This window comes from Nonomuraea sp. NPDC049625 (assembly GCF_040675285.1).
Lineage (GTDB): Bacteria > Actinomycetota > Actinomycetes > Streptosporangiales > Streptosporangiaceae > Nonomuraea > Nonomuraea angiospora_A.
On record NZ_JBFAOQ010000036.1, the window covers coordinates 20,779 to 46,303 of the forward strand.

General features: G+C 70.7%; 18 protein-coding genes. 6 read left to right on the plus strand and 12 right to left on the minus strand.

Going from position 1 to position 25,525, the window contains the following annotated elements:
• Positions 1-15: 15 nt before the first annotated feature.
• The 3 genes from AB0J87_RS62320 (at position 16) to AB0J87_RS62330 (ending at position 5,847) form a co-directional block, all read left to right on the plus strand.
• Positions 16-2,124, plus strand: a complete 2,109-nt coding sequence (locus AB0J87_RS62320) for a hypothetical protein (protein WP_363985193.1) — start codon at positions 16-18, stop codon at positions 2,122-2,124.
• A 10-nt stretch (positions 2,125-2,134) separates the two neighbouring features.
• The gene (locus tag AB0J87_RS62325) at positions 2,135-2,377 is read left to right on the plus strand and encodes a hypothetical protein (RefSeq protein WP_363985195.1); all 243 of its coding nucleotides are present in this window, start codon (positions 2,135-2,137) and stop codon (positions 2,375-2,377) included.
• A gap of 458 nt (positions 2,378-2,835) precedes the next feature.
• Positions 2,836-5,847, plus strand: coding sequence for an NEW3 domain-containing protein (locus tag AB0J87_RS62330; RefSeq protein WP_363985197.1), 3,012 nt, complete (start codon positions 2,836-2,838; stop codon positions 5,845-5,847).
• 37 nt (positions 5,848-5,884) lie between these two features.
• On the opposite strand, the gene AB0J87_RS62335 is transcribed toward AB0J87_RS62330, so the two are convergent.
• On the minus strand, positions 5,885-6,892 hold the full coding sequence (locus AB0J87_RS62335) for an aldo/keto reductase (RefSeq protein WP_363985199.1): 1,008 nt from the start codon (positions 6,890-6,892) through the stop codon (positions 5,885-5,887).
• A gap of 75 nt (positions 6,893-6,967) precedes the next feature.
• Positions 6,968-7,738, minus strand: a complete 771-nt coding sequence (locus tag AB0J87_RS62340) for a methyltransferase domain-containing protein (RefSeq protein WP_363985201.1) — start codon at positions 7,736-7,738, stop codon at positions 6,968-6,970.
• 153 nt (positions 7,739-7,891) lie between these two features.
• Between AB0J87_RS62340 and AB0J87_RS62345 the strand changes: the two genes are divergently transcribed.
• Both AB0J87_RS62345 and AB0J87_RS62350 read left to right on the plus strand, forming a co-directional pair.
• On the plus strand, positions 7,892-9,088 hold the full coding sequence (locus AB0J87_RS62345; RefSeq protein WP_350730796.1) for a cytochrome P450: 1,197 nt from the start codon (positions 7,892-7,894) through the stop codon (positions 9,086-9,088).
• A 32-nt stretch (positions 9,089-9,120) separates the two neighbouring features.
• Positions 9,121-9,753 (plus strand): helix-turn-helix domain-containing protein, encoded by a 633-nt coding sequence (locus AB0J87_RS62350; RefSeq protein ID WP_363985204.1) that lies wholly within the window; start codon positions 9,121-9,123, stop codon positions 9,751-9,753.
• Positions 9,754-9,851: 98 nt separating this feature from the next.
• On the opposite strand, the gene AB0J87_RS62355 is transcribed toward AB0J87_RS62350, so the two are convergent.
• The 5 genes from AB0J87_RS62355 to AB0J87_RS62375 all read right to left on the minus strand — a co-directional run bounded on the left by AB0J87_RS62355 (position 9,852) and on the right by AB0J87_RS62375 (position 18,732).
• Complete coding sequence (locus AB0J87_RS62355; protein WP_363985206.1) at positions 9,852-14,711, minus strand: DUF4132 domain-containing protein; 4,860 nt, start codon at positions 14,709-14,711, stop codon at positions 9,852-9,854.
• 218 nt (positions 14,712-14,929) lie between these two features.
• On the minus strand, positions 14,930-16,075 hold the full coding sequence (locus AB0J87_RS62360) for an NlpC/P60 family protein (protein ID WP_363985208.1): 1,146 nt from the start codon (positions 16,073-16,075) through the stop codon (positions 14,930-14,932).
• The gene (locus AB0J87_RS62365; protein ID WP_363985210.1) at positions 16,072-16,377 is read right to left on the minus strand and encodes a hypothetical protein; all 306 of its coding nucleotides are present in this window, start codon (positions 16,375-16,377) and stop codon (positions 16,072-16,074) included. Before AB0J87_RS62365 ends, AB0J87_RS62360 begins: the two co-directional genes overlap by 4 nt.
• A gap of 274 nt (positions 16,378-16,651) precedes the next feature.
• Positions 16,652-17,752: a winged helix DNA-binding domain-containing protein gene (locus AB0J87_RS62370; RefSeq protein WP_363985212.1), complete on the minus strand. Its 1,101-nt coding sequence runs from the start codon at positions 17,750-17,752 to the stop codon at positions 16,652-16,654.
• Positions 17,749-18,732: an NADP-dependent oxidoreductase gene (locus AB0J87_RS62375; RefSeq protein WP_363985214.1), complete on the minus strand. Its 984-nt coding sequence runs from the start codon at positions 18,730-18,732 to the stop codon at positions 17,749-17,751. The genes AB0J87_RS62370 and AB0J87_RS62375 overlap by 4 nt, the downstream gene beginning before the upstream one ends.
• A gap of 91 nt (positions 18,733-18,823) precedes the next feature.
• Here AB0J87_RS62375 and AB0J87_RS62380 point away from each other — a divergent pair, with 91 nt between their 5' ends.
• Positions 18,824-19,795, plus strand: coding sequence for a YafY family protein (locus tag AB0J87_RS62380; RefSeq protein ID WP_363985216.1), 972 nt, complete (start codon positions 18,824-18,826; stop codon positions 19,793-19,795).
• Between the two features lie 156 nt (positions 19,796-19,951).
• Here AB0J87_RS62380 and AB0J87_RS62385 read toward each other — a convergent pair whose 3' ends face one another.
• The 5 genes from AB0J87_RS62385 to AB0J87_RS62405 form a co-directional block, all read right to left on the minus strand.
• Positions 19,952-20,863, minus strand: coding sequence for a carbohydrate ABC transporter permease (locus AB0J87_RS62385; RefSeq protein WP_363985218.1), 912 nt, complete (start codon positions 20,861-20,863; stop codon positions 19,952-19,954).
• On the minus strand, positions 20,860-21,774 hold the full coding sequence (locus AB0J87_RS62390) for a sugar ABC transporter permease (RefSeq protein ID WP_350730815.1): 915 nt from the start codon (positions 21,772-21,774) through the stop codon (positions 20,860-20,862). The genes AB0J87_RS62385 and AB0J87_RS62390 overlap by 4 nt, the downstream gene beginning before the upstream one ends.
• Before the next feature lie 5 nt (positions 21,775-21,779).
• A complete protein-coding gene (locus AB0J87_RS62395; protein ID WP_363985220.1) occupies positions 21,780-23,123 on the minus strand; it encodes an extracellular solute-binding protein in 1,344 nt (447 codons plus the stop codon).
• Between the two features lie 181 nt (positions 23,124-23,304).
• Positions 23,305-24,384 carry a LacI family DNA-binding transcriptional regulator gene (locus AB0J87_RS62400; RefSeq protein ID WP_363985222.1) on the minus strand — a complete coding sequence of 360 codons (1,080 nt, stop codon included), beginning with the start codon at positions 24,382-24,384 and terminating at the stop codon, positions 23,305-23,307.
• A gap of 57 nt (positions 24,385-24,441) precedes the next feature.
• Positions 24,442-25,452 carry a LacI family DNA-binding transcriptional regulator gene (locus AB0J87_RS62405; RefSeq protein WP_363985224.1) on the minus strand — a complete coding sequence of 337 codons (1,011 nt, stop codon included), beginning with the start codon at positions 25,450-25,452 and terminating at the stop codon, positions 24,442-24,444.
• Between the last annotated feature and the right edge of the window lie 73 nt (positions 25,453-25,525).

Here is a 25,525-nt window from a genome sequence, read left to right on the forward strand (position 1 = left end):
ATGGCCCGCGAACTCGTGGACATCGCCGTCACCGTCCAGGACGCAGCAGCACACACCACCACCGCACTCACCGACAGCGCACTGCTACGCGCCCTACCCCACGCCCCCTCCGCAGCCCAACCCGCCTACCGCGCGCTGCTCAAGGCCACAACAAACAAACAAGGCCTCGGGTACGCATTCACCGGCAACCGACTCGCCACCGCAACCGCCAAAGCAGGCGCCATACTCGGCGTCGAAAGCCTGGCCATACGCGTACTGGCCACATCGCTCCGGCTACGCATAGCAGCCGTCGCACTCACCCACCCCGAACTGACCGAAGACCCCATGCTCACCCGGCTCATCAACGCAGCCGCCGCCGACCGCGACCTCGAGGCCATCCGAGCCCTACGCGCCCTGCTCAAAGACCGCGGCACCGTACACGCACTCAGCCAACTCGCCCCGATCTTCGGCGAAGTCCTCGCACTACGCGCACTACTCGACGAGAACCCACTCAACGACACCACCGCCTGGCTCATCGCAACAGGAAAAGGCTTCGCCACCGCCGACCCGATCACCGGCATCAGCAACAAAGCCATCGCCATCCTCGACACCGGAGAAGGCGCCGCACGCCGAATCGAACTGACCACAACCGAGTCCGCCCAACTGTGCACACACGGATCACTACTCGGCTTCCTGACCAACATCAGCACCATCGGCACCACCGGACGAGCCCTCATCCAGAGCATCCAAGGACCCGACGGCGTCATCCGCCACGTCCTCCACGCACCAGGCATGCGAGCAGGACGCCCCGACGGCCAATCACCCCAAGACCTGCTCGGCGCCTTCAGCAGCGCCGTCCTGTCCAGCAGCCCCTACAGCCGCGCCCTCGCCCAAGCCGTCACCGACTACGGACCCCCTCCAGGCGCCGAACTCGCACTCATCGGGCACAGCGCAGGCGGAGCAGCGATCATGAACCTCGCGCAGGACCCCGACTTCTGCACCCGCCACACCATCACCCACGCCGTCGCCATCGGCTCACCCATCGACTTCAAACACCCCGCCGACCCACGCACCTGGGTAGCCAGCGTCACCAACCAGCACGACATCATCCCCACCCTCGACGGCCAGGGCGCCGGCACCTGCTTCGACCTGCACCCAGACTGGTACGTCGTCGACTACGGCGACTCCACCCACCTGTTCCCCCACTGCCACAGCATCGAGCACTACCTCGCCAACATCACCCACGACCTCCCCGAAGCCCGCGACCACATCGACGAACGCCTCACACCCTTCCGGGGACAAGTCGTACGATCCCAGGCATACCTCCTGTTCGACCGCCCACCCGACCCCGACGAGTTCCCCTTCCTCACCGTGCCCACCCACCCCATGGACACCCCCGAAGGAACCATCGAACTACCCATCAGAACCCGCGACGGCAACGCCCTCACGGCATACTTCACCGCACACCCGACAACCACGGCCGACCTACTGGAAGACACAGGCCTCGGCCCCGCCGTACAAGTGGCAGGCCGCACGCTGATCGCCATACACACCGCCTGGAACCGACACACCAGCGCCGGCCGTTACGGAGAACTGCACATCGGCATCGTCATACCCGGCCCCTTCCACCGACGCTCGTGGCCCAACCCGCCGAGACGACGCCCCAGCATCACCGCCTGGCCCGACCTACTGCGAGCCGCGGACCTACGCCACTCCGGCAGCTTCCTCATCGGCTCCGCAGTCGACACCACGATCGTCCGCGCCCTCGGCCCGCAACTGTGGGGCGGCCAGACGTACCTGACACCCCTCGAACTCCAGCTCAGCACCCGCACCGCCCACGTCACCGCCGACCAGATCCTCACCCTGCGCGGACGACTCGGCCCGGGACTACCCCTGAACGACCCCGGCCTCGTCGGCTACACCCGCGACACCGGTACCGTGCTGCGATCCTCCATACGGACCCGCGGGCAAGCCCGGCTCCACCCAGCGCCATCACTTCGGCTGCTCATCGAACCACAGTCGACCCACCCACTGGCCAACCAGCTCCGCCAACTGGGACTCGACGGCGCCCGCCCCCTGCTGTGCCTGTCAGCCACCACCCGCCAGACGCTCCGTGACGCCGCCGTCCCGGTACCGCCCATCTGACGGAGGAGCCATGCCCGCCCACATCGCCGCGATCACCGCCCACGCCGAAATCCTGCGCTCAGACGCCCGCGCACTCGCCGCCTGCGCCGAGCGCCTGCGCGCGATCCAGGCACGGCTGAAGGCCGACGGCGAGGCACCGCCTTGGCTGCACGCATCGGTCACCGCCCACCTCGCAGCCTGCACCGCGGCCGCCGCCGACCTGGAGACAGCCGCGCAGCGCCTGAGCCGCTACGCGGATGAGGCGAGCCGATGACCGGGCCGAGATGAAGTGAGAGAGCCACCCTGGACCACCCCCGGCTCAGGCCAGTGCGTCCATCAGAGCGGTGACATAGGCATCCAGCCGCTCCTCCACGGCACGTGTCGTCAACTCTGCCCTCCCCGCCTCCCTTCATGGCTGCGACACCAACCGCACTTCTTCTGAGCACGCCGGCCCGTCCCGCACCTGCCAGTACAGCCGCCCCCGCGGTCGCGGCCAGCGCACCGCCGGCCTCCTCATACGCCTCCGCGAACCGCGGACCCCACGCCGGGCCGTGCAAGAGTGCGGGATTGGTGGAGCAGTACGCCACATCACGTCGGCGCGCATTCCCGGACAGATCTTGCGTTTTCGCTCGCGACTGGTCAATATGTGGTCAATATCGGTCAGATTCGATCCACGTGTGCGATCGGATCTGAGCGGTCTACTGTCACCCCCCGAGAACGCTTGAGGTGACCATGAGACGCACGGCTGCGGCGCTCGCGATGCTCGCGGCGCTGGTCGCGCCGACCGCCCTGACCATCACCCCGGCGAACGCCGCCACTCCGAAACCCCCGCCGGTATACCCCGAGGTCGGCCCGGGCACCGCCTTCCTCGACCACCGGGCGCTGCTGGCCGGATACGCCGAGCCGGAGTGGTACGAGGCGAACATCCCCTTCCTGGAGGTGCCCGACCGGGAGATCCAGGACGTCTACTACTACCGCTGGAGCACCTACAAGCGGCACATCCGCTACACCGACTCCGCGACCGGCGACATCATCACCGAGTTCCACAACGCCCCCGGCTACGCCGCGCCGCTCGGCGGCATCGTCGCGGCCGCCGGCCACCACGTGTACGAGGGCCGCTGGCTGCGCGACAGCCGCCCGATCGACGACTACCTCACGTACTGGCTGCAGGGCCCCGGCAGCAGCCCCAAGCCGAAGGAGGAGTACCTCAACAAGGACACCGACGACTGGGCGCACCAGTACGCCTGGTGGGCGGCCGACGCCGCCTACCAGCGCTATCTCGTCACGGGCGACGCGTCCTTCGCCGAGCGACTGCTGCCCGACCTGGTCCGCCAGTACGACAAGTGGGGCGGCCAGTACGACAAGGACCTGGGCCTGTACTGGTCGGTGCCGGTGTGGGACGCGATGGAGTACACCGCCTCCTCCTACGAGACCGACCCGGCCGATCCCTACCACGGCGGCGCGGGTTACCGGCCGACGCTCAACGCCTACCAGTACGGCGACGCCAGGGCGATCGCCGCCATCGCCCGGATGCGCGGCGACGGAGCCCTGTCCAGGACGTTCGAGCGGCGGGCCGCCTCGCTGCGCGACGCGCTGCACCGCTACCTGTGGGACCCGGAGCGGCAGTTCTTCTACCACAAGGCCCGCGCCGACCTGGACCCGCAGCGGAAGCTGGTCTCCACGAGGGAGCAGATCGGGTTCGTGCCGTGGGCGTTCGGCATGGCCAAGCCCGGGACCGAGAAGGCGTGGGCGCAGCTGCTGGACCCGCAGGGGTTCGCCGCGCCGTACGGGCCGACCACGGCCGAGCGGCGCAGCCCCTTCTTCATGCGGGACGCGCTCGGCGGCTGCTGCCGCTGGGACGGCCCGAGCTGGCCGTACTCGACCTCGACCACGCTCACCGCCATGGCCAACCTGCTCAACGACCGCGACCAGGACGTCGTCACCGCCGCCGACTACTACCGGGCGCTGCGCGGCTACGCGCTCACCCAGTACAAGGACGGCCACCCGTACGTCGCCGAGGCGCACCACCCCGACGAGCCGCGCTGGATCTACGACGCGCGGGGGCACAGCGAGCACTACAACCACTCCACCTTCGACGACCTGGTGATCAGCGGCCTGATCGGGCTGCGCCCGCAGGCAGACGGCAAGGTCGTGGTGAACCCGCTGGCACCCGCGGAGTGGGACCACTTCGCGCTGGAGAACGTGCCGTACCACGGGCACAACGTGACGGTGCTGTGGGACCGCGACGGCACCAGGTACGGCCAGGGCAAGGGACTGCGCGTCTACGTGAACGGCAGGCTCGCCGCCGCGCGGTCCGCGCTCGGCGAGCTGACCGCCCGGGTGCCGGCCGCCGTCGCGCCCGACCGCTCCTCGCGTCCCGGCAACGACGCCGCGAATCCGTACGGAACCGGCTACCCCAAACCGTTCGCGTCGTACACCAACGGCATCGACAACGTGTGGGACGCGGTGGACGGGCGGATCTTCTACGACGACATCCCGCACAGCCGCTGGACCAACTACCGCTCCCCGAACCCGGAGGACCATCTCGGGGTGGACTTCGGCGTTCCGACCCAGGTGAGCGACGTACGGTTCTACGCCTACGACGACGGGGGCGGGGTGCGGGCGCCGGCGTCGTACCGGCTGGAGTTCTGGGACGGGTCGGCGTGGCGGGAGGTGCCGGGGCAGGCACGCACGCCGCGAGAGCCGGGTGCGGCGCTGAACCGGATCACGTTCCCGGCCCTGACCACGACCAGGATCCGGCTGGTGTTCGGCAACCCGCCCGGCGCGTACGTCGGCGTCACCGAGCTGCAGGCGTGGTCGCCCGCCGCGGGCGACACCCGGCTGGACGCGGCCGTCACCGAGCAGGGCGTGCCCGCCGTGGTGACCGCCACCTTCACCAACGACGGCCGCAAGCCGGCCACGCACGTCAAGGTAGCGCCTGCCGTGCCGCCGGGCTGGTCGGCCGAGCCGCTCGGACACGCGGAGACGCCCGTGGTGCGGCCCGGCGGCCGGTTCGCGGTGCGCTGGCGGGTGACGCCGCCGCCCGGGACCTCGCCACGCCCGGACGCCTACCCGGTGCGCGCCTTCGCGACGTACGACCGGTCCGCGCGGGCCGCCAGCGCGTACGCGCACGTGGAGGTGCCGCTCGACCCCGCCTCCTATGCGAAGGCCGAGGCCCAGGACACGTTCGCCGCTGACACCTCGGCGGGCTACACGGTGCACCAGCCCTTCGACGGCGAGGCCAAGCCGGCGACCACGGCCGGCGGCGGCCGGTTCGCGGGCAGCGGCGCGCAACCCTTCTTCGGGTTGGTGGCGGGCCCGGCAGGGCCGTCGTCGGCCGAGGCGATCAGCGTGGTGACGGTCGGCTCGTTCGCCGGCACCGGCAGCCCGGAGGACAGCGTGTTCGTCGGCTGGGTCAAGGACCGGGACACCTACGTGACCGCCTGGTACAACAACACCCGCAAGCAGTCCGGCATCAACGTGCGGGTCGGCGGCCGCTTCCTGGACACGCCCGGCGACGCGCCGCTGACGCTCGCGCCGGGCGACCGGTTCGCGCTGGTGCTGTCCGGCGACACCATCACCTCCTTCGCCCACACGGGCGGCCGGTGGCATCGGCTCCGCACGGCCGGCATCGGCGCCACGCTGGCCACGCCGCAGGCCCGCGAGGGCTTCCGGTACGGCTTCGGCCTGCGCGCCACCTCCGGCACGATCACCATCGCCGGTTTGGAGGGCCGCGCCGCCTGACCGCCGGCCTGCGCGCGGGCCCGGCGTCGGGTTCCGGTCAGGCTCCGGCGGCGTCGAGGCGGGCAAGCTGCTCTGCTGTGAGCTTGACGTCGAGCGCCGGTAGCGCCGCCTCGTACTGCTGGAGCGTGCGCGGCCCGATCAGCGGCACGATCTCCGGCGAGGTCTGGTGCAGCAGCCAGGCGAGGACCAGCGCGTTCGGGGTGACGCCGGTCTCAGCGGCCACCTCGGCGGCGACGGCGAGCCGGGCCTCGGCGTCCGGGCCCTGGTACGGGTCCATCACCCCGTGGCCTGCGCGCTTGGCGGAGCTGTCGTAGATGCCTTTGAGGATCGGCGAATAGGCGACCAGGGTCAGGTCGTCGTGTGCCTGCAGGTAGTCGAGCTGCTCGTCGTCCACGATGGACGCGTGCCGGAGCCCGGCCCGGCGCCGTAGGTAGGAGTGTTGCTGCTGGAGCGCCACCGGCGCCGGCCAGCCGTGCTGGGCGCACAACTGGCGGATCCGCTCCAACCGCCAGGTCCGCACGTTGGACCAGCCGATGTAGCGGGCCTTGCCGGCCTGGACGATACCGGCCAGCGCCTCCAGCGTCTCCTCCAAGGGGGTCGCGCGATCGTCGACGTGCACGTAGTACAGGTCGACATGGTCGGTGCCGAGCCGGCGCAGACTGCCGTCGATGGCCTCGCGCAAGGTCTTCGCCCCGGCCCCGACGAACGTCCGGTAGGCGGCGTCCCAGTCAGGCCGGCCCTCGGACCAGACCGCGTCCAGGTCGCTTACCACGGCGCTGCCCTTGGTCGCGAGGAACACCTGCTCACGCCGCCCGGTCCTGGCCAGCCAGCGACCCAGCAGCTCCTCGCTCTCGCCGCCGTTGCTCCCCCGGTTCTCCCACCAGCAGTAGCAGTCGGCGGTGTCCAGGAAATTGCCTCCGGCCTCGAGGTACCGATCGAGGATCGTGACGGCTTCGTCCTCCGGTGTCGCCGTTCCCATGATCATGCATCCCAGGGCGAGCTGACTGACCTGCTCGCCCGTACGGCCAAGCTGCACTGTTCTCACGTGATCTGCTCCCTTCTCGGTGCCACCGACGCTAGGAGCTGGAGCGCGCTCCAGGTCAAGGAAACGTGGAACGGGTCAAAGGCGCCGCCGCCGTCGGCAGATCAGGGCGGTGGTTTCGTGCTGAATGCGTACATGGCCGCCTAGGGACTCGATTGTGCCGTGCACCACCCGCAGCAGTGCCGCGAGCCGCTCGGCCCCGAGTCGGAGGTGGTCGCTCGACGTCGCGACGAGCCCGACCCACTGATCGGCGGTCAGAACGCGTTCCTGCCGGTAGACCTCCTCCTCGATCGGGGAGAACGCGTCGCGGCCGGAGAGCGGCACGCGTTCGGAACGGGTCGTGTCCCGTGGTCCCCAGACCCAGACGATCTCCGGCGCGTGCTGCGCGTACACGCGGGCGAACGCCGCGGCCACCGGCTCCTCGACCTGCGAGGAGTTCCAGAACCACGCCATGACGCCGCCGGTGGCCAGCACCCGTGCGGCCTTCGCGATGCCGGCGTCGGGGTCGATCCAGTGCCACGCGTCGCCGCAGGTCATGAGGTCGAAACGACGCCCCGCGCCATCCCAGGTCTCGAACGGGGCGACCTCCACCTCGACGCCGTGGCCCCGTGCGACGTTCGCCATGCGCTCGTCCACCTCGACCCCCAGCACCGCCAGCCCTCGTCCGGCCAGCGTCCGGGCCACTTTGCCGGTGCCGCACCCGACGTCGAGCACGCGGGTTGGATGGCCCGCCGTGAGTTCGTCGATCAGCTCGTCGGGGGACTCCGGGCGATACCGGTCGTACTGCTCGGCCACCGAGCCGAAGGACGTGGCTCGTGCGCGGTCCAGATGGAGCTCGTGGGATTCCATGATCCGACGATATGAGAGCCCACGGGAAAGGATCCAGAAGGCTGTGCTGCGGGAACGCGCCACGTGCCCGGTCGCCGCCCACCCCGGGCAAGTGATGGACTACTATCATTTTTGAAGGGCGTTTCCGGCACATCGGCCTCTCCAGGAGATGACATGAGCGATCCTGTGACTCTGCCCCTGCATATGCGGCGCACCGCGTTCGATCCGGTTCCCGAGCTCGCGAAACTGCGCGACAGCGCGGGCATCGAGCGGGTGCCCACGCCGTTCGGGCTCGAAGCCTGGCTCGTGACCCGCTTCGCCGACGTCAAGGAGATCCTCGGAGACGCCGAGCGGTTCAGCAACAGGCGCCCGCAGAACCTCCCGGCCCCCGGCATGCAGGGCCTGAGCCCCGAGCAGGTCGCGAAGATGCAGGCGGGCAACCTGCTGCTGTTCGACCCGCCGGAGCACTCCCGGCTGCGCAGGATGCTGACGCCGGAGTTCACCATGCGCCGCATGCGCCGGCTGGAGCCCCGCATCCACGACATCGTCAACGACCACCTCGACGCGATGGAGCGAGCGGGCTCGCCGGTCGACCTGATCAAGACCTTCGCGCTGCCCATCCCCTCGCTGGTGATCTGCGAGCTGCTCGGTGTCCCGTACGAGCACCGCGAAGACTTCCAGCAGCGCACCAACACGCTGCTCGACATCTCCAGGTCCCCCGAGGAGCGCACGGCGGCCTCGCTGGAGTCGCGTGCCTACATGTCCGAGCTGGTCGCCCGTGCCAAGGCCGAGCCGGGCGAGGACATGCTCGGCATGCTGGTGCGCGAGCACGGCGACGATCTGTCGATCGACGAGCTCGCCGGCATCTCCAGCCTGTTGCTCCTGGCCGGCCACGAGACGACCTCCAACATGCTCGGGCTCGGCACTCTGGCCCTGCTGCGCCACCCCGACCAGCTCGAACTGCTCATGAAGGAGCCCGAGCGGATCGGCGCCACGGTGGAGGAGCTGCTGCGCTGGCTCAGCATCGTGCACTCGGGCGTGGCCAAGGTGACCACCACCGACGTGGAGGTCGCGGGGCAGCACATCCCGGCGGGCGATCTGGTGATGCTGGCGCTGCCCTCGGCCAACCGCGACCCGAAGTACATCTCCGACCCCGACCGCTTCGACATCACCCGCGGCGAGATGGGCCATGTCGCCTTCGGCCACGGCGTGCACCACTGCCTCGGCGCGCCGCTGGCCAGGATGGAGCTGCGCATCGCCTTCCCCGCCCTGTTCGAGCGCTTCCCCGGCCTGCGCGAGAGCGGGGCCCCCGCCGAGTTCCGCTCCTTCCACATCGTCTTCGGGCTGACCAGCTTCGAAGTCGCCTGGTGAACCCAGGGCGCGTCGGCTGCTAGCGTTCACATGTGCACGAGCAGCGACAGCGAGCCGACGCGCTGCGTAACGCGGACAAGATCGTCCGGGCCGCCATCGCGAGTCTGCGCGAGCACGGCCCGGACGTGTCGCTCGAGGAGATCGCCCGGTCCGCCGGCATCGGCAGCGCCACCGTCTACCGCAGGTTCGGCGACCGCGACGGCGTGATCAGGGCGGCCTTCCAGACGTACTTCGCCGAAGAGGTCGAGCCGCTGGTCCTGGCCGCCCGCGACGCCGACGACGCCGGACGGGCGCTGACCGAGGCGCTGACCGCCTCGGTCGAGACCCTCGCAGCGCACCGCGCGCTGCTGCGGGCGGCGCGCATGTCGGGGGCGTTCACCGTCGACATCGCCGTGCGGTTCATGGGGCCGCTGGGCGTCGTGCTGGCCAGGGCCCAGCGGCAGGGCGCGGTACGCCACGACCTGATCGTCCGCGACCTGGCCGCCATCCTGGTGATGGCGCTGGCCACCATGCATTCGGGTGACCCCGAATGCGGAGATCTCCGCCGCTACCTGGCGCTGCTGCTGTCGAGCCTGCGGCCGTCGGACGACGAACTGCCGGCCCCCTCCACCCGGTCGCACCACATCCTCGACTCCTCCCTGACTTCGCGACAGATCGGACACTGAACCCGCCTGATCCCGGCCTTCCCGTCGATTCAGGCAATACTGAGCCGACCGTGAAGGCGGCTGGACATCATGGCCCGCACCGCGCACCTCCGGGAACGTCACTTCAGCCGGGCCGCGGCCTCCATCGGCTCGGACGAACGGAGGAAGCGCAAATCCTCCATGACCAGGGCGACATCGGTGGCGCCGCCGCGGCGGAGGGCCGGGCCCAGCGCGTCCAGGTCGGGCCAGCGCGACGGGCGGAGGTGGACGCGGTAGCCGTCCCCGGCGGGCTCCAGGGTGAGGGCTTCGCCGATGGCGAGCCTGCTCTCCGGGAGGTGGGCCGCGGTCGCTCCGGCGGCCCGTTCCAGGGCGGTGACCGAGGTGACCCCGGAGGCGATGGGCAGGGTCGTGTCCGGGCCGGTGACGTGTTCGTGCAGGTCACGCAGGCGGGCGGCGGCGGTCGTACGGGCGGGGTAGTCCTTGGGCAGGCGGTCGGCCACGAGCCTCGCAGCGCGGGCGATGTGACCCAGCGGCGGTACGGACGGACGCTCGCCGAGCAGGGCGATCAGCGCCTCCAGGGCGTCCTCGGCGCCGGAGGCGAGGGTGACCCACTGCTCGGCGGTGAGCGGGGTGAGCCTCGGGTGGCGTTCCGTCCAGTACGCGACCGCCCGGTCCAGGTCGGGGCCCGTACGCCAGAGGTCGGCGGGGTCGTCGGGCATGAGCAGCTCGACGACCTCGACGGCCTCGTCGGTGGTGGTGAGCGCCTCCAGGGAGAGCGCGGCGATGCGCAGTTCGGTCTCGGTCAGGTCGAGTTCGCGGGCGCGGGCGGCGTCGCCCTTGCGGAAGGCGGCGACGCGGCCCCGTGCCCAGCCGTCCGGCCAGGAGAGCGTGCGGGCCGAGGTGGACAGCAGGATCAGGCACTGGGCCGGTGACAGGCCGGTGGCCTCGGCGAACGCCCGTACGGTCGCCTCCCGGTCCACGGGCGGCGGGCCGTTCTCGGCGATCAGGTCGAGCGCCTGCCGGAGCCGGTCCGGGTCGCCCCAGCCGCGGCAGGTGCGCAGCTCGACAACGCGGTTGCGGGTGAACAGGAGCGGGTCGGGGCCATCGGGGGTGTGGAGGAGCGCCGTGACCGCGTACCCGTGCCCCACCTGCTCGTAGTCGGCGACGGCGGCGGCCATGATGGGGCCGCGGCCCGAGTGGATCTGCCCGAGGTCGTACTCCGGGCGCAGCCGGGCGACGTGCCAGGTGCCGTCGGTACGGAGGAGTTCGGGGACGGCGGCCAGTTCCAGAAGTCGCGCGCGCCCGCCGCCGTTGCCCCACGCGGCCTCCAGGACGGCGGCGCCGAGGCGGCCCAGCGTGTTCTCGACCCCCTTGACGGCGGGGGCGTCGAATCTCGCGATCGTCTTGTCGTACGGCACATCGACGGCGGCGCGGGTGAAGTGGACGATCCTCTCGTATGCGGACTCAGGCCCCGGATCGTCCGGCTCGGGGGACTTCTCGGACGGGACGGCGGGTGCCGCGGAGGCGGGCGCCGGGCGCAGGTGGGGCGGCGGGATCAGCGCCAGGCGTTCCAGCAGGGCGAACGCGCGCTCGCGGCATTCGACGGCCGTCCACACCAGGAACGTGACGCCCTTCCAGAGCGACTCGTCGGTGATCTCCGGCAGGAGCGGGTGGAGCCGTCCCGCCAGCTCGTCGCGGGCGGCGTCCTTCTCCGCGTACCCGCTCTCGGGGTCCAGCACCCGCATGAGGTCGGCGGCGAGCGCGGCGTCCGCGACGTCGATCAGGGCCTGCGCCTTCTTCTCGTCGACGGCGCGCAGTGCCCTGGATCCTTCGGGATCGCGCGGCCGCATCGCCGACCACCGGCCGGGAGGCGCGACCAGTCGGGTCCCGGACGCGTAGCGGTGGTGCTCGACCGTGCTGATGTTCTCGGCGCCGTCGTGCTCGGGCACCCTGCCCCAGCCGCGGACGTAGCGGCCGATGGTCCGCCCGGCCAAGTCCCGCAGCTCGATGATCCGGCCCTGGCCGCGCCACACGGTGGCCTCGGCGCCACCGGGAAAGGCGACCCGTTCGCCGTCGGCCGGTACGACGCGGCGGGCGGCGGGGTGCGCGCTGCCGTGCGGGCAGTGTGGGCCGCCGTGGTCCAGTACGGTCACCCGGCCGTTCACGGCGATCAGGCAGCGGTCGTAGAGGTCGCGCGCCTCGGCCCGTTCGTGGGACCGGCTGGAAACGGACTCGTACGTGCCGAAGCCGTGGGACGGGCCGACTCCATCCGGTGTGACGACGGAGGCGCGGAACTTGTGCTCCCAGAGCCGGCCGGACTCGATCAGGAGCAGGTCGGTGCCGCTCTCTTCCAGGTAGTCGGTGATGGTGTTGACGTGTCCGGGGACGAAGGCGGGCAACTCCAGTTCGTCGAGGACGCCGCCGCTCAGCGTGGCGGCGAGGGCGCGGGCCGGGTCCGTCCCGGTCGCGATCGTCCGGACGCTGTCCAGGAGGGGGCCCGGGATTCCGGCGATGGTGAACCGTTCGGCGTCGCACAGGGCGGCGTGCGCGTCCGGAAGCCCTTGATCCGGGACCCGCTCGGCATGCTCGGCCAGGATGGCGGCGACGATCTGCGCCGTTCCCGGTGTCGCGGTCAGGGCCCGTACGGTCTCGGGGGCGGTCTGCTTCGGGACGGCGGGCTCGGTGACGTTGAGCTGGTTGGTCACGTTGCCCACTATCGCGTCGCGCAGCAGCGGAGCCCAGTCCGGGTCGGCGGCGACGGCGGCCAGGTCGGTGCCCGCTCCGGAGGCGAGCCGGTCATACAGCTTGAACGTGTGCAGCAGCCGGGGCCGCGCGAGCGGGACGCCGCGGTCCAGCAGGAGATCGAGGAGCGGGAGGTCGGCGGCGGTCTCCTCCCAGCGGTTGACCTCGTCCTCGTCCGCTCCCAGCACCGCCTCATGGTCGTCGCAGGTGAGGCCCTCCGCGCGCAGCCGCGTACCGGCGTCGTGCAGGAGGTCGCCGAGGCCGGCGACGGGGAGTGCGAGCCCCGCGTACAGCTTCAGGAAGCGGCCGAGCCAGTCCTTCACCGCCGCCCCCGCCGGCCCGGGGGACGTGGTGAACGGGGCGGTCAGGCCCGCGCCCGCGAGGTTGCCGAGGAGGAGCGACACTGCCGCGCTCTTCGCCTTGGGGTTGTCCGTGGCGGGCAGCGGCAGGATGCCGAGGAGCGCGCGGCCGATGCCCGCGTCCGCCCGTGCCATCGGGCCGAGCAGCGGAAGGACGAACGTCCAGAGGGCCTGCGGTGCCGACGCCATGCACCCGCTCTCCAGCAGGGCCCGTACGGCGCGTTCGTCCTCGGGCCCGCCGAGCGCGTGCCCGGCGGCCTTCGCCAGCGCCGCCCAGCCGTCGGCCAGGGCCAGCGCGCCGTCCGCGCCGTCCGGGACTTCCTCGCACCACTCGGTGAGCAGGCCGCGGTGCCAGCGGTACGCGCCGGGGGCGGGATGGCGGGCGGCGAGCCGCTTGCCGTGCTTCTTGAGCGTGGCCGTTCCGGCGGCGTCCGGTCCCGCGGCGAGGTGCGCCGCGACGAGCGCGGCCTCGTCGACCGGCAGCGCGTGCGCGTCCTCGGCGGCGCGGGCCTTCTCGAAGAAGGCGGCGGCGAAGCGGGCGCTGCCCGCGGCGGCCATGATCCGCGCGCACTCCTCGTAGAACGGCGGCAGCAGCTCGGGCGCGTGCGTCTCCAGGTCGTCGCCGGTACGGGTGAGCGCGGTGCGCGCGAGGCCGGGCTTGCGCGCGGCCAGGCCGCGGGCGGCCCGCAGGTCGGTGTGCGCGGCCAGGATGCGGGCGCGGTGCGCCGGGTACCAGAGCAGGGCGGACGCGAGGAAGCCGAGCGGGCCCGCGTGCACGGTGCCGACGCCGGTCTCCGCCACCGGATCCAGGTCGTACAGCGACTTCTCGGCCTTGTCGCCGTCGACGGCCGCGCACCGGACGAGTTCGACGACCGGCTCGTCCAGGACGGAGTGCTCGTAGCGGACGGCGACGCACGTGTCCTCGTCGGAGCCGGCGGGCGTGCCCGGCAGCACCGCCCCGGCGCGCAGCAGCACGTCGCGCGTCGGGCCGGTGATGCCGGAGGGCACCACGGTGCCGGGCTCGCCTTGGTGGGCGTCGCAGTAGTGGGAGTACGCCTCGGCTGCCTCCACCACCGGCTCCGTCTCGTCCACGGTGCGGTCCGCGTACAGAGCCATGAGAATGCGGATGCCCTCGGACCAGGCGATGTCGCCGATCTCCCGGCCGCCCGCGGTGAAGCTCAGCCCCGCCATGTAGGCCGGGCTCATCGGCCCGCTCCAGTCCAGGTCGATCTCGATGCCGAGCGGCTCGGGCGCGTGCACGGTGAACCGCGCCCTGTCCCCCTTGATGCGCCCGCCCAGCTCGTGCACGCGGCGCTCGAACGCGGCGCCGCTCTCGTACCGGGCGTCCATGTATCCGAAGGTGTCGACCACGCCGAACGTACGGTCCATGCTCGCGGGACGCGTCCACACCTCACGGCGTACCTGCTCGACAACCTGCGTGAGGTTCCGTCCCCGCCAGTTGGGCAGCTCGTCGCTGAGCAGCAGCGGGTGCGGGATCGCGAAGGCGTCCGCGCCCGTCCACGCGCCCTCGCGCAGGAGCGCGCAGCGGCCGAGGTCGGGCGTGCCCTCGATGATCGGGGCGATGACCAGGTCGGTGAGCGTCTCGCGCCACACCGGGTCGTCCCACACGGCCGCGAACACCGCGGCCGGGACGGGCAGCGACCGCACCATCCAGGACTCGACCCGGTCGTGCACCGCCCGCGCGTGCTCGCCGAGCCGGTCGCAGAGGGCGGCGAGCCGTACCGCGGTCGGATCCTTCCTGACGTTGGCGGGCACCTTGGCCAGCACGTGGCCCGCGGCCGTCCGGCAGGCGAGCACCGGCCGCCGCGTCCCCTCGACGGTGAGCTCGTGGCCCGTCGTGATCCCGATCCATCCCATGGGACGCCATTCTTGATCATCCCTACGACATTCTGCGGGAAACGGATGATTTACCCGCAGTGGCGGGGGCGGCCGGTAGGGCGGGGGAGATAGCGATCTTGTCTTTTGTCATCGCGGGCGTCGGCGCGCTGCCGGCGTTCGCGTCGGATGCGAACTCGGGGACGTCCGGGATAAGGCTTCTTCGGCCACGTCGAGCCGGGCTCCAGGTGTGGCCGGGGTCAGCTCGTTCCCGGGCGGGTGAAACCCATGGGGGGGCGGCTGTAGGGGGCGATCTTGACTTCGGAGCCCGGTCTGGGCGCGTGGATCATCGTGCCCTTCTCGGGGTCGAGCACGATGCCCACATGGTCAGCGGTGCCGTCACCGTTGTTGTCGAAGAAGACAAGGTCTCCGGCCTGCACATTGCCATCAGGGATGCGCGGTCCGCGCAGCCACTGGTCGTTCGCGACCCGGGGGATGGCGGTCCCCGCGGACTCGTACGCGCGCAGGGTCAGTCCGGAGCAGTCGAAGGAGCCGGGTCCTGTCGCTCCCCACACGTAAGGGTCGCCGATCTGCTTGAGGGCGTAGTCGATGACGGCCTGGGCACGAGGGTTGGGCGCCAGGTTGTGGGCGTTCGGCGGGACGGCCAGCGAAGGCGCGCCACCGCCGCCGCCTCCACCGCCTCCACTGCCGCTCGACCCGTTGACGCCGTTCCCGATGCCATCGCCGGGCGGCAGGCCGTTGCCGTTGCCGTTGTAGGACGCCAGCTGCGTCTTCGGGGTGTGCGGGCGGAAGTCCGGGTCGGGGATCCAGGGCATCTTGGCCTTGTTGCCCGGAACGAAGTCTTGATCGCCTGGAGCGGGGATGCCGGTGAAGAACCGCACCTCGCCGAGGTATTTGCCGATCTCGCTGGTGGCCTGACCGAGTGCCTCGGCGGCCTTGTCCGTGTGCACCTTGGCGCGATCGAGGGCGTTGGACACCTGGGACCGGATGCTCGTCATCGAGATCGTGGTGCTGTCGGGGTCGTTGCGCTGCTCGTCCAGCCAGGCGCGTTTCTCCCGGTAGAGGGCTTGGACCTCGCCCTTGGCCGTCTCCAGTGCGCTCCCGGCGGCATCCAGCTTGTCGGCGCAGCTGGTCAGGGCCTCGCTCAGTGCCGTACCGGACTTGGGGTATCTGGCCATGTACTTGGCGAAACTCTCGGCGGCGGCGCCGTTCCACGCGCTGTCCACCCGGTTGACCGCGCGTTTGATCACGCCGTTCTCTGTGGTGATGTCGCCTGCCAGCGTTCGCCACTGCCCCGAGATCTTGGAGATCTGGGCCTGGTCGCCGCTCAGGTCGTCGATGACGCGCTGGATGGGGCTGAGGTACTGGTCCCAGATGTCCGTCACACCTGCTCCGTCCGGGGAACGCCGGGGAGGTCGGCCGTGCGGACGTTGGTGACGACCTGGTGGATGGCCGCCTCGACCTTGGTCAGGTTCTGTTGCGCGTGGCGTATCTCGGCGTCGATCTTCTTTTCGAAGTCGTTGACGGCCTTGGCGAGCTTGTCGGAAACGTTCTCCAGGGTGCCGAAGCAGGAGGTGCTGACGCTCGTGGGGCCGTCCTCCGCCGCACTCTTGAACTGGTTGGCGACTCCCTTGGCCTTGGTGGCGCACTCTTCGAGCGTGTCGAAGTAGATCTCAAACCCTGCCACGTGAGTCACGCCTCTACTGTCAGATCAACATCAACCGCCCGACAATCTAACACTCTCGGCCTCTTCGCCCGGCCGCGATCTCATGGCCGCCGCGATGCCGGACCGTACGGCACCCTTCGCCCGATCTGACCCGCCGAGGCGCCGATGCTGCCGAGCGGCGGTCGGGTGCCGGTGATCGCCCGGCCAGCAGCCGTAACCTGCGCGAGCCCGGCCTGCCGCGAATGGTCAGGGGTACGTTCCTGGATGACGATCCGGCGGCGATCGAACGCCGGCGTCAGGATGTCCGGGTCGCGGTCGGGCTGCTGTAGGACACGTTCTTGCCTCCCACGAACGGCAGCAGGCGCTCCGTCTCCTGCTCCAACGCGGCCCGGTCGGCCGCGGTCAGAGGGCGGAATGGCGTGAGGTGCAGGGTTTCGCCGTCGAGAGACCAGGTTCCGTGCACGTGGCCGTCCACGAGGAAGGTGGGCCGTACTTGTGCCTGGCCGGGCATCACGTGTTTGCGGTCCTCGTCGCTGATGATGCGGGTCCGGTCGGCGTGGCCGAGCAGGGCGTTGTCGAAGGCGGGCAGCAGTCGCACGGGGGCGGGCGTGTCGGGGTCGGGCAGTTGCGCGTCGGCCAGGTCGATCAGTTCCCGGCCGTCGGGGTCGCGGTAGTGGCGCAGTTCGGCGCGCATGTCGGAGACGATCTCGCCGAGGCGGGTCAGCCCGGACCAGGCCTGTACGTCCATGATCCCGGCTGGGCCGAACGCTGCCAGATAGCGGCGGATGAGGTCCTTGGCGGTCGCCGGAACCATGGGCCGGCCGAGCCAGGTCTCGGCGGGCGTGACGCAGACGGCCGACCGGGTGCCCCAGGAGCCCCACGTACCGGTGGCCGGGTTGTGGACGAGGGGGGTCCTGAGCTCGATCTCCCCGGCGAGGACGCGCCCGTCGCGGTCCGGGTGGCGTTCGGACAGCCGCCGGGCCAGCTCCTTTCGCGGTGTCGTCCCGCCCGCCAGCAGCTCAAGCCCGGTGGCGATCAGTGAGGCGGTGTCCAGGCCCGCGCTGTTGCGGGCGAAGTAGGGCGAGCGGGCGGTGCGGTCGAGGACGGGCTGCAGCAGCGGCCGCAGCCGGCGGAAGTCGTCGGCCGCGGCGAGGTGCTGGGTGCTGCGGAGCAGGCCGGAGCGGACCACCCTCCGGTCCTGCAGCAGCGTGGTGAGCTCGGAGTGGGTGAAGCCGCGGATCCTGCTCCACAGCCCGACGTAGGGCCAGTTGGGCTCTTGAGCCTGCATCGCGACCAGGCGCCCGATCACCTCAAGCGGGGTGTGATCGGTGCGGGCCAGCAGGAACTGGCGGTCCAGCAGGGCCCGGTTCAGGGCCCTGCTCGAGAGAGTCGTCATGACAGCCGCACCGAGACGTTGCCACGGTAGGAGCCCTGGAGCAGGGACAAGAACGCCTGCGGCACGTCCTCGAGTTCGCCCTTGATGACCGTCTGCGGGTAGACGAAGCGGCCCTCGCCCAGCCAGGTGCTGAAGTGTTCCCGCCAGGCGGCGATCTGGTCGGGGGTGTGGTAGCAGGAGAACGGCAGCAGCTCGATGCCCCTGGCCTGGGCCGCGACGTGGTCGGGCGTGGGGAAACGCTCGGCCGCGTCGCCGAGCTGGCTGGACAGCGAGCCGCACAGCGCGAACCGGGCGCCGGGCCTGGCCACCTGCAGCGCGGCCTGGTACTGCTCGCCGCCCACGATGTCGAAGAACACCGAAATGCCCTCGGGTGCGAGTTCTCGGAGCCGGTCGACCGGCGAGCCGTCGTGATAGTCGAACGCGGCGTCGTAGCCGAGCTCGTTCACCAGATAGTCGACCTTGGCCGGGCTGCCGGCGCTGCCGATCACCCGTGCCGCGCCCAGGCACTTGGCGATCTGCCCGGCCAGTGAGCCGACCCCGCCCGCCGCGCCGGAGACGAACACCACGTCGCCCTCGCCGACGCCCGCCACGTCGGCCATCCCGTAGTAGGCCGTCGGCCCCTGACCGAGGTAGTAGCCGGGGTCGGCGATGGGGTCAAGCTTGGTGTACTGGGCGGCCGGGCCCGCCGAGTACTCGCTCCAGCCGGTCATCGACTGGACCAGGTCGCCAACCGCGAGCTCGGAGCTGTCGGACCGGACGACGGTGCCGATGGCGGCCACACCCACTCGCTGGCCCGGCTGCCAGGCCGGTACCGGGATGGTGCAGTCCGCGCGCATCAGCTCCAGGTAGGTCGCGGCGAGCCCGATCTGGTCGGTCCGCACCACGACCTCGCCGTCCACCTCCTTGGTGGCGACGGTGAAGTGGTCGAGCGTGGGGGTGCCGGCGACCTGTGCGGTCAGCTGGATCTCACGGGTGATCATTTCTTGTTCCTTAGGTCGGTACGGCCTTCGAAATCGACTCTAAACAGGCTTCCGGTCACTTTTTGACCGGAAGTCGCGCGAGGATGGCGACATGGCGAACACCAGCTCACGGACCCTCCGACTGCTCTCGCTGCTGCAGACCCACCGCCACTGGCCCGGCACGGAACTGGCCGAGCGGCTCGGGGTATCCGAGCGGACCCTGCGCCGCGACGTCGACAGGCTGCGCGAGCTCGGCTACCCGGTCAGCGCGGCCCGGGGAACCGACGGCGGCTACCAGCTCGCGCCCGGCGCCGTCCTGCCGCCGCTGCTGCTGGACGATGAGGAAGCGGTGGCTCTGGCGGTGGGCATCGGTGACGCGGCGCAGAGCGGGATCGCCGGGATGCAGGAGGCGTCGCTGCGTGCGCTCACCAAGGTGATCCGGGTCCTACCGCCCCGGCTGCGGGCCAGGGTGGACGCCCTGCGGGAGATGACCCTCTCCGTCGCCCCGGCCGGGCCGGTCGTCGCGGCGCAGGTGCTCACCGCAGTCGCCCAGGCCTGCCGCGACCAGGAGCGGCTGCGCTTCGGCTACACCGCCAGAGGCTCCGCCCCCACCCGGCGCGAGGTCGAGCCGCACCGCCTGGTCGCCCTCGGCGGACGCTGGTACCTCGCCGCCTACGACCTGACCCGGCACGACTGGCGCAGCTTCCGCCTCGACCGGCTGACCGAGCCGGCCGGGACAGGCACGCGATTCCGGCCGCGTCCGCTCCCGGCCGAGGACGCCGCGGCCTTCGTCCAAGCGGCCGGCGGGGCCCCGGCGCCGTACACGGTCCAGGCGCTCGTCCACGCCCCCGAGGCCCGGGTACGGCAGGCGATCGGCCAGTGGGGCACGATCGAACCGCTCAGCCAGAGCACCTGCCGGATCACCATGACCTCGACCTCCCTCGATTGGCCGACGCAGGCGCTGGGCAATGTGGGCGCCGAGTTCGAGGTGCTGGGGCCGCCGGAGTTCGCCGCGCACGTACAGGAGTGGGGCGCCCGCTTCATCCGGGCCACCGGCGCGCCCGACAGGCCGTCCGTGCCGTAGCCGGGAGGCATCGTCGACGTCGGCGTGCCGCTCGATCCGGTCGCGGACGGCGGCCGGGAAGAGCCGCGGAACGTACACCTGGCGCATGGCGAGCAGGGCCTTCGGGCGGCGATGGGTCACAGACGGGTCCCCCGGGTTCAGCAGGTGTGGTGGTGGTTACTTGAGGCTGCCGAGCGTGATCCCCGAGCGCCAATAGCGCTGCAGGGAGATCATCAGGGCGACCATGGGGATCAGCGAGATGATCGAGCCGACGACGACCAGGCCGGTGAGGTCGGTGGAGTTGTCCACCTTGACCTTCAGCCACGAGTACAGGCCGAGCATGACCGGCCACTTGTACTGGTCACGCAGGTAGACCAGTGGGCCGAAGAAGGAGTTCCAGGACCCGACGAAGCCGAGCAGGAAGATCGTCGCGGCGCCGGTGGACATGAGCCTGGCGCCGATCAGGAAGAAGATGCGGTACTCCCCCGCTCCGTCGATGCGGGCGGCCTCGAGCAGTTCGGGCGGGATGGCGCCTTCGGCGTAGACCTTGGCGAGGTAGACGGAGAAGGCGCTGAAGAAGCTCGGCACGATGATCGCCCACGGCGTGTCGATCAGGCGCAGGTCCGTGTAGAGGAGGAAGGACGGGATCGTGAGCAGCGCGCCCGGCACCAGGAACGAGCCGATGATGGCGCCCATCATGACGCCGCGCCCGCGGAAGCGGTACATCGCCAGGCCGTAACCGCAGGCCACGCTGACCAGGGTCATGCCGGCGGTGCCGGCCAGGCCGTACAGGAGCGTGTTGCCCATCCAGGTCAGGAAGATCCCGTCCTGGTAGGTGAACAGGCCCCGCAGATTGTCCCAGAGCCGGAACTCGGCGAACCACAGCGCGTTGGTGGTGTACAGGTCGGACTGGCTCTTGGTGGCGGCGACGACCAGCCACCAGACGGGCGCCACGGAGTAGACGGTGAAGGCGACCAGGCCGGTGATGACCGCGACCCTGGTCCTGGCCCTGTGCGGCCGGGTGTGCCGTCCGGCCGGTGTGGCGGGGGCCGGCGCGGCGGGACGCTTCGCGGTGGTGGCGGTCGTCATGAGGTGGGTGCCTTGTCGGTGAGGCGGTAGAAGACGGCCGAGGCCGCGCCGACCACGAGCGCCAGGATGACGGACAGGGCGGCGGCGTAGTTGAAGTCGCCCTGCGCGAAGGCCCAGTCGTAGATGGCCATGATCGGCGTGAAGTCGCGGGTGATGGTCTCGGGCGTCATCGAGCGGAAGAGCATGGGGTCGCTGAAGATCTGCAGGGTGCCGATGATGCTGAGCACGGTGGTCAGCACCAGCGAGCGGCGGATCATGGGCACCTTGATGGACCAGGCGATCCGCGGCTCGGAGGCGCCGTCCACGCGGGCGCTCTCGAAGATCTCGCGCGGCACCGACTGCAGGTCGGCATAGACGATGAGCATGTTGAAGCCGATGGCTCCCCAGGCAACGAGGTTGCCGATGGACACCCAGATCAGCTCGCCACTGTAGAAGTCGGCGTCGATGCCGAGCAGGGCGAAGAACGGGGTCAGCGGGCCGACGTCGGGGCTGTAGAGGTAGATCCAGATCAGGGTGGCCACGATGCCGGGGATCATGTACGGGATCAGCAGCGGCAGCCGGAAGCGCGCGGCCACGCGCCGCGAGGCGGCGTCCAGGAGCAGCGCCATGACGACGCTCACGATCTGGATGAGCGGGATGCTGATGGCCGCGAAGAGACCCACGCGTCCCATGCCCGCCCAGAACTTGGCGTCGGCGATGCCGCGCAGGAAGTTGTCCAGCCCGGCGAACTCGACCGTCTTCGGGCCGAAGCCGAGGCCCGAGCTCTTCTCGGTGAACACGCTCTCCCGCAGCGCCAGCACGATCGGCACCACGCTGAACAGCACGAACCCGAGGAAGAACGGGATGGTGAACGAGGCGCCCTGCAGCGCGGCGGTGCGCCGCCACGCTTTGGGGCTCGCGGTGATGGCCATGACGTTCAGCCCCGCACGTTGATGTTCTTCGACTTCAGGTCGTCGACGGTGAACTTCTGCATGTGCTCGAGGGCCTGGCGGACGGTGATCTCCTTGGTGACGATCTTGGCCCACTGGTCCTGGAGCTCGGAGAAGACGCCCGTGAAGTTCGGGCCGACCACCCAGGGGTCCCGGCCGGACTGCGTCGCCTTGAGGATCACGCCCTTGGCCTCGCCCTTGCGCTCGCCGAACAGCTTCTCCGGCACCACCGAGTCGATCCAGGGAGACGGGTCGGGAACGGCGCCGGGCCAGGCGTACTGCCTGGTGTCCTGCTGGTAGGAGGCGTCGATGGCGTCCTTGCCGGTCGTCATCCATACGCCGGCCTCGACGGCCTCCTTGATGTTCGGGCAGCCCTTGGGCACCAGCAGCGCGCCGCCGTGGGCCGGGGTCACGAACGCGGGGGCGTCGGCGAACTGGGGCAGGTCGATGGGCTGCCAGTCGCCCAGCGACCTCTTGTAGTTGAGCTCGTAGTTGCCGAGCTGCCACGTCGAGGTCGGCAGGGAGACCATCTTGCCCGAGTCGAAGTAGCTGATCAGCGCGGGCCGGTCCTGGTAGGTCTGGTTGGCCACCAGGCCGTCGTCGACCAGCCGCTGTACGACGTCGGCGGCCTTGAGCGACTGCGGCGACAGGAAGTCCACCTTCCAGCTGTCGCCCTCGATCGCGTACCACGACCCGCCGGCCTGCTGAACCAGGTTGATCAGGGTGGAGGGGTCCTCGCCGGCGAGGTTCATCACGTAGACGCCGTGCTTCTTGAACTCCTTGCCCGCGGCGATCACGTCGTCCCAGGTCTTGGGCACCGCGACGCCGTGCTTGTCGTACACGGCCCGGTTGATCATCATGAACGACGGCGCGAAGCCGGTCGGGATGCCGTAGAAGCGGTCGCCCGCCTTGGCGCCCGGGAAGGATGCCTCGTTGAACAGGCCCTTCGTGGTGTACGGCTGGAAGACCTCGGTGATGTCGGCCAGCAGTCCCTCACCGACCAGACCGGGCACCTCGCCGAAGGCCTTCACCAGGCAGGGCACGTCCTGTCCCGCGGCGACGACGTTGCGCAGGTTGGCCGCGGTGCCGGGATTGTCGGCCTGCTTGACCACCTTGAGCTTGATGTGGTTGTGGGTGGCGTTGAACTTGGCCACGACCGGGTCGAGGAACTTGCTCTCGTCCCACGACCACCAGGTGAGGGTGACCGGCCCGGTGCCCGCGCCCGCCGTGGCGGCGGGCTCCTGGGCGGTGGGCTCCGGGGAGCCGCAGCCGGTCAGCACGACGGCCATCGTCAGGCCGGCGGCGAGGGCGCTCGTTGGGATGCGGTTCACGGCACCGCTCCTTCGCAGAATGGGGGGCGGCTATAGAAAGCGTTATCTATGGAGACCGTAGAACTCCCTTACCGTGAGGGCAAGATTTCAGGCGGATAAATTTCCCATTACGCCCGATGTCCCTGGTGAAGGCACGGTGCAGCACTGTCGCGCGACGGCGTTCTCGCGCCGGGAACGCTGTCTACGCCGGGGAGGGCCGGTCGGCGGACCGGCGGATGACGACGTGGGCGCCCAGCATCTGATGCTGCTCCGCCCTGCCCGCGGGCCGGTCCAGGGCGCTGCGCACGGCCGCGCGGCCCAGCTCCTCGTACGGCACGTGGACGGTGGTCAGGCCGGGACGCAGATCGGCGGCCAGGGGGATGTCGTCGTAGCCGACGATGGAGACGTCTTCGGGGACGCTGAGACCCGCGTCGAAGACGGCGGCCATCGCGCCGCCGGCGATCACGTCGGTCTCGGCGAAGACCGCGGTGAAGTCGCGTTCCCCCCGCAGCCGGGCGCTGACACGCTCGTAGCCCGACGCGCGGGTGAAATCCGTGCCGAGCTCCAACAGGCTCTCGTCCACGGGGCAGCCGAGGTCGCCCATCGCCCGGCGGAAACCGGAGAGCCGTCCCGCGGTGGTGGTGAACGTGGAATCCCCGCCCACGTAAAGGATCCTGCGGTGGCCACGGCCGACGAGGAAGCTGGTCAGCGCGTAGGCGCCGCCCTCGTTGTCGTACTCGACGACGGTTACCGGGATCCCGTCCCCCAGAGGTGGGCGGCCGCACAGGACCAGCCGCGAACCGGAGGCGTCGAGCGAGCGGGCGATGTCGGCCATCCGGGCCCGGTAGGCGGCGTTGTCAGTGGCGCCGCCGATCAGGAACACCGCGGCGGCCCGCTGCTCGCGCATGAGCTGGATCGCGGCCAGCTCGCGGACGGGATCTCCGTCGGTGGTGGCCACCAGGCAGATGTGCCCACGGCGCGCGGCCTCCTGCTCGACGCCGTGCACCGCCTCGGCGAAGGCCGCGCCGCGCACGTCGTTGACGATGAAGCCGACCGTGCGGGCCGATCCGCCGCCCAGCACGCGGGCGTGGGTGTTGGCGACGTAGTTCAGCTCCTCGATCGCCCGTTCCACCCGCGACCGGGTGGCCTGGGCCACCGGGTAGTTGCCGGCCACCACGCGCGAGACGGTGGACAGCGAGACGCCGGCGAGCTCGGCCACATCCTTGATCGTGCTCTGGCGGTGCTCGGGGTCGTCGAGCGCGTCATTCCTTCGTCTGGCCACCTCACCAGTGTAGAGAACGTTGTCCGTATATGGTCACCACGATGACGCCGCACGCGTCTACCCTCCGGTCGACTCGCGGGCGACGACGGAGAAGCGGCTGATGAACTCGCGCGCGACCTGCTTGTTCTTCCCGTTCTCCGCGATCCGCTTGGCCAGGAAGCCGACGGCCGTGCCGGCCATGAGCGCATGGTCGGGATCGACGGACGACAGCGACGGCACGAGGTAGGCGCCCTCGGCGATGTTGTCGAAGCCGATCACCTTGACGTCCTGCGGGACGCGGATCCCGCAGTCGGCCAGGCCGCGCAGCGTCCCCATCGCGACCGTGTCGGTGACGCAGAACACGCCGTCGAACGCGACCCCGGAGCCGGCCAACCGGCGCGCGGCGGCCGCTCCCGTCTCCATCGTGAGCGCGTCGATGGGGACCACCAGCTCGGGATCGAAGGGTAGCCCCGCCCCTTCCAACGCCTCGCGGTAGCCGTCGTGGCGCAGGCTGGAGACGTCGACTTCGCCCCGCTGCGGGCCGTCGACGACCGCGATGCGGCGGCAGCCCCGCTCGATGAGGTGCGCCGTGGCGGCCCGCGCGCCCTCGACATTGGGCATCGCGACGTGGTCCACAGGGCCGTCGAAGATCCGCTCCCCCAGGATCACCACCGGGAAGTCGACCTTGAGCAGGTCGGTGTCCGCCGGGCCGAGCCCGACGGTGCTGAGGATGAGGCCATCGTAGAGGCGGTTGCGCGACAGGGCCAGCGCGGCGAGCTCGCCCTCGCGCGAGGCGCCGGTCTGCTCGATGGCGACCCTGAGATCCCGCTTCGCCGCCGCCGCGATGATCTTCGCAACGAGCTGGCCGTAGTACGGGCGGTCGATCTCCGGGACGGCGAGCCCGATGGTCCCCGTACGCCCGGTGCGCAAGTTGCGCGCCGCCACGTTGACCCGGTAGTCGAGCTCGTTGATGGCCCGCAGCACGCGCTCGCGCGTCTCGGTCTTGACGTGCGGGTGGTGGTTGATGACGTGGGAAACGGTCATCGGCGAGACCCCTGCGGCCTTCGCCACGTCCTGTATCGTCACCACCTCGACATCCTTTCACGGCCTCAACCCTTGACACTGCCGTCGGTGGTCGGGCGGAGCCGGTAGCGGTCCTGCG

Excerpts from the sequence above, each read along its gene's own strand:
- AB0J87_RS62370 (WP_363985212.1), bottom strand. The coding sequence starts at position 17,752 with ATGACGACTCTCTCGAGCAGGGCCCTGAACCGGGCCCTGCTGGACCGC.
- AB0J87_RS62390 (WP_350730815.1), bottom strand. The coding sequence starts at position 21,774 with ATGGCCATCACCGCGAGCCCCAAAGCGTGGCGGCGCACCGCCGCGCTG.
- AB0J87_RS62380 (WP_363985216.1), top strand. The coding sequence starts at position 18,824 with ATGGCGAACACCAGCTCACGGACCCTCCGACTGCTCTCGCTGCTGCAG.
- AB0J87_RS62375 (WP_363985214.1), bottom strand. The coding sequence starts at position 18,732 with ATGATCACCCGTGAGATCCAGCTGACCGCACAGGTCGCCGGCACCCCC.
- AB0J87_RS62330 (WP_363985197.1), top strand. The coding sequence starts at position 2,836 with ATGAGACGCACGGCTGCGGCGCTCGCGATGCTCGCGGCGCTGGTCGCG.
- AB0J87_RS62355 (WP_363985206.1), bottom strand. The coding sequence starts at position 14,711 with ATGGGATGGATCGGGATCACGACGGGCCACGAGCTCACCGTCGAGGGG.
- AB0J87_RS62345 (WP_350730796.1), top strand. The coding sequence starts at position 7,892 with ATGAGCGATCCTGTGACTCTGCCCCTGCATATGCGGCGCACCGCGTTC.
- AB0J87_RS62340 (WP_363985201.1), bottom strand. The coding sequence starts at position 7,738 with ATGGAATCCCACGAGCTCCATCTGGACCGCGCACGAGCCACGTCCTTC.
- AB0J87_RS62325 (WP_363985195.1), top strand. The coding sequence starts at position 2,135 with ATGCCCGCCCACATCGCCGCGATCACCGCCCACGCCGAAATCCTGCGC.
- AB0J87_RS62385 (WP_363985218.1), bottom strand. The coding sequence starts at position 20,863 with ATGACGACCGCCACCACCGCGAAGCGTCCCGCCGCGCCGGCCCCCGCC.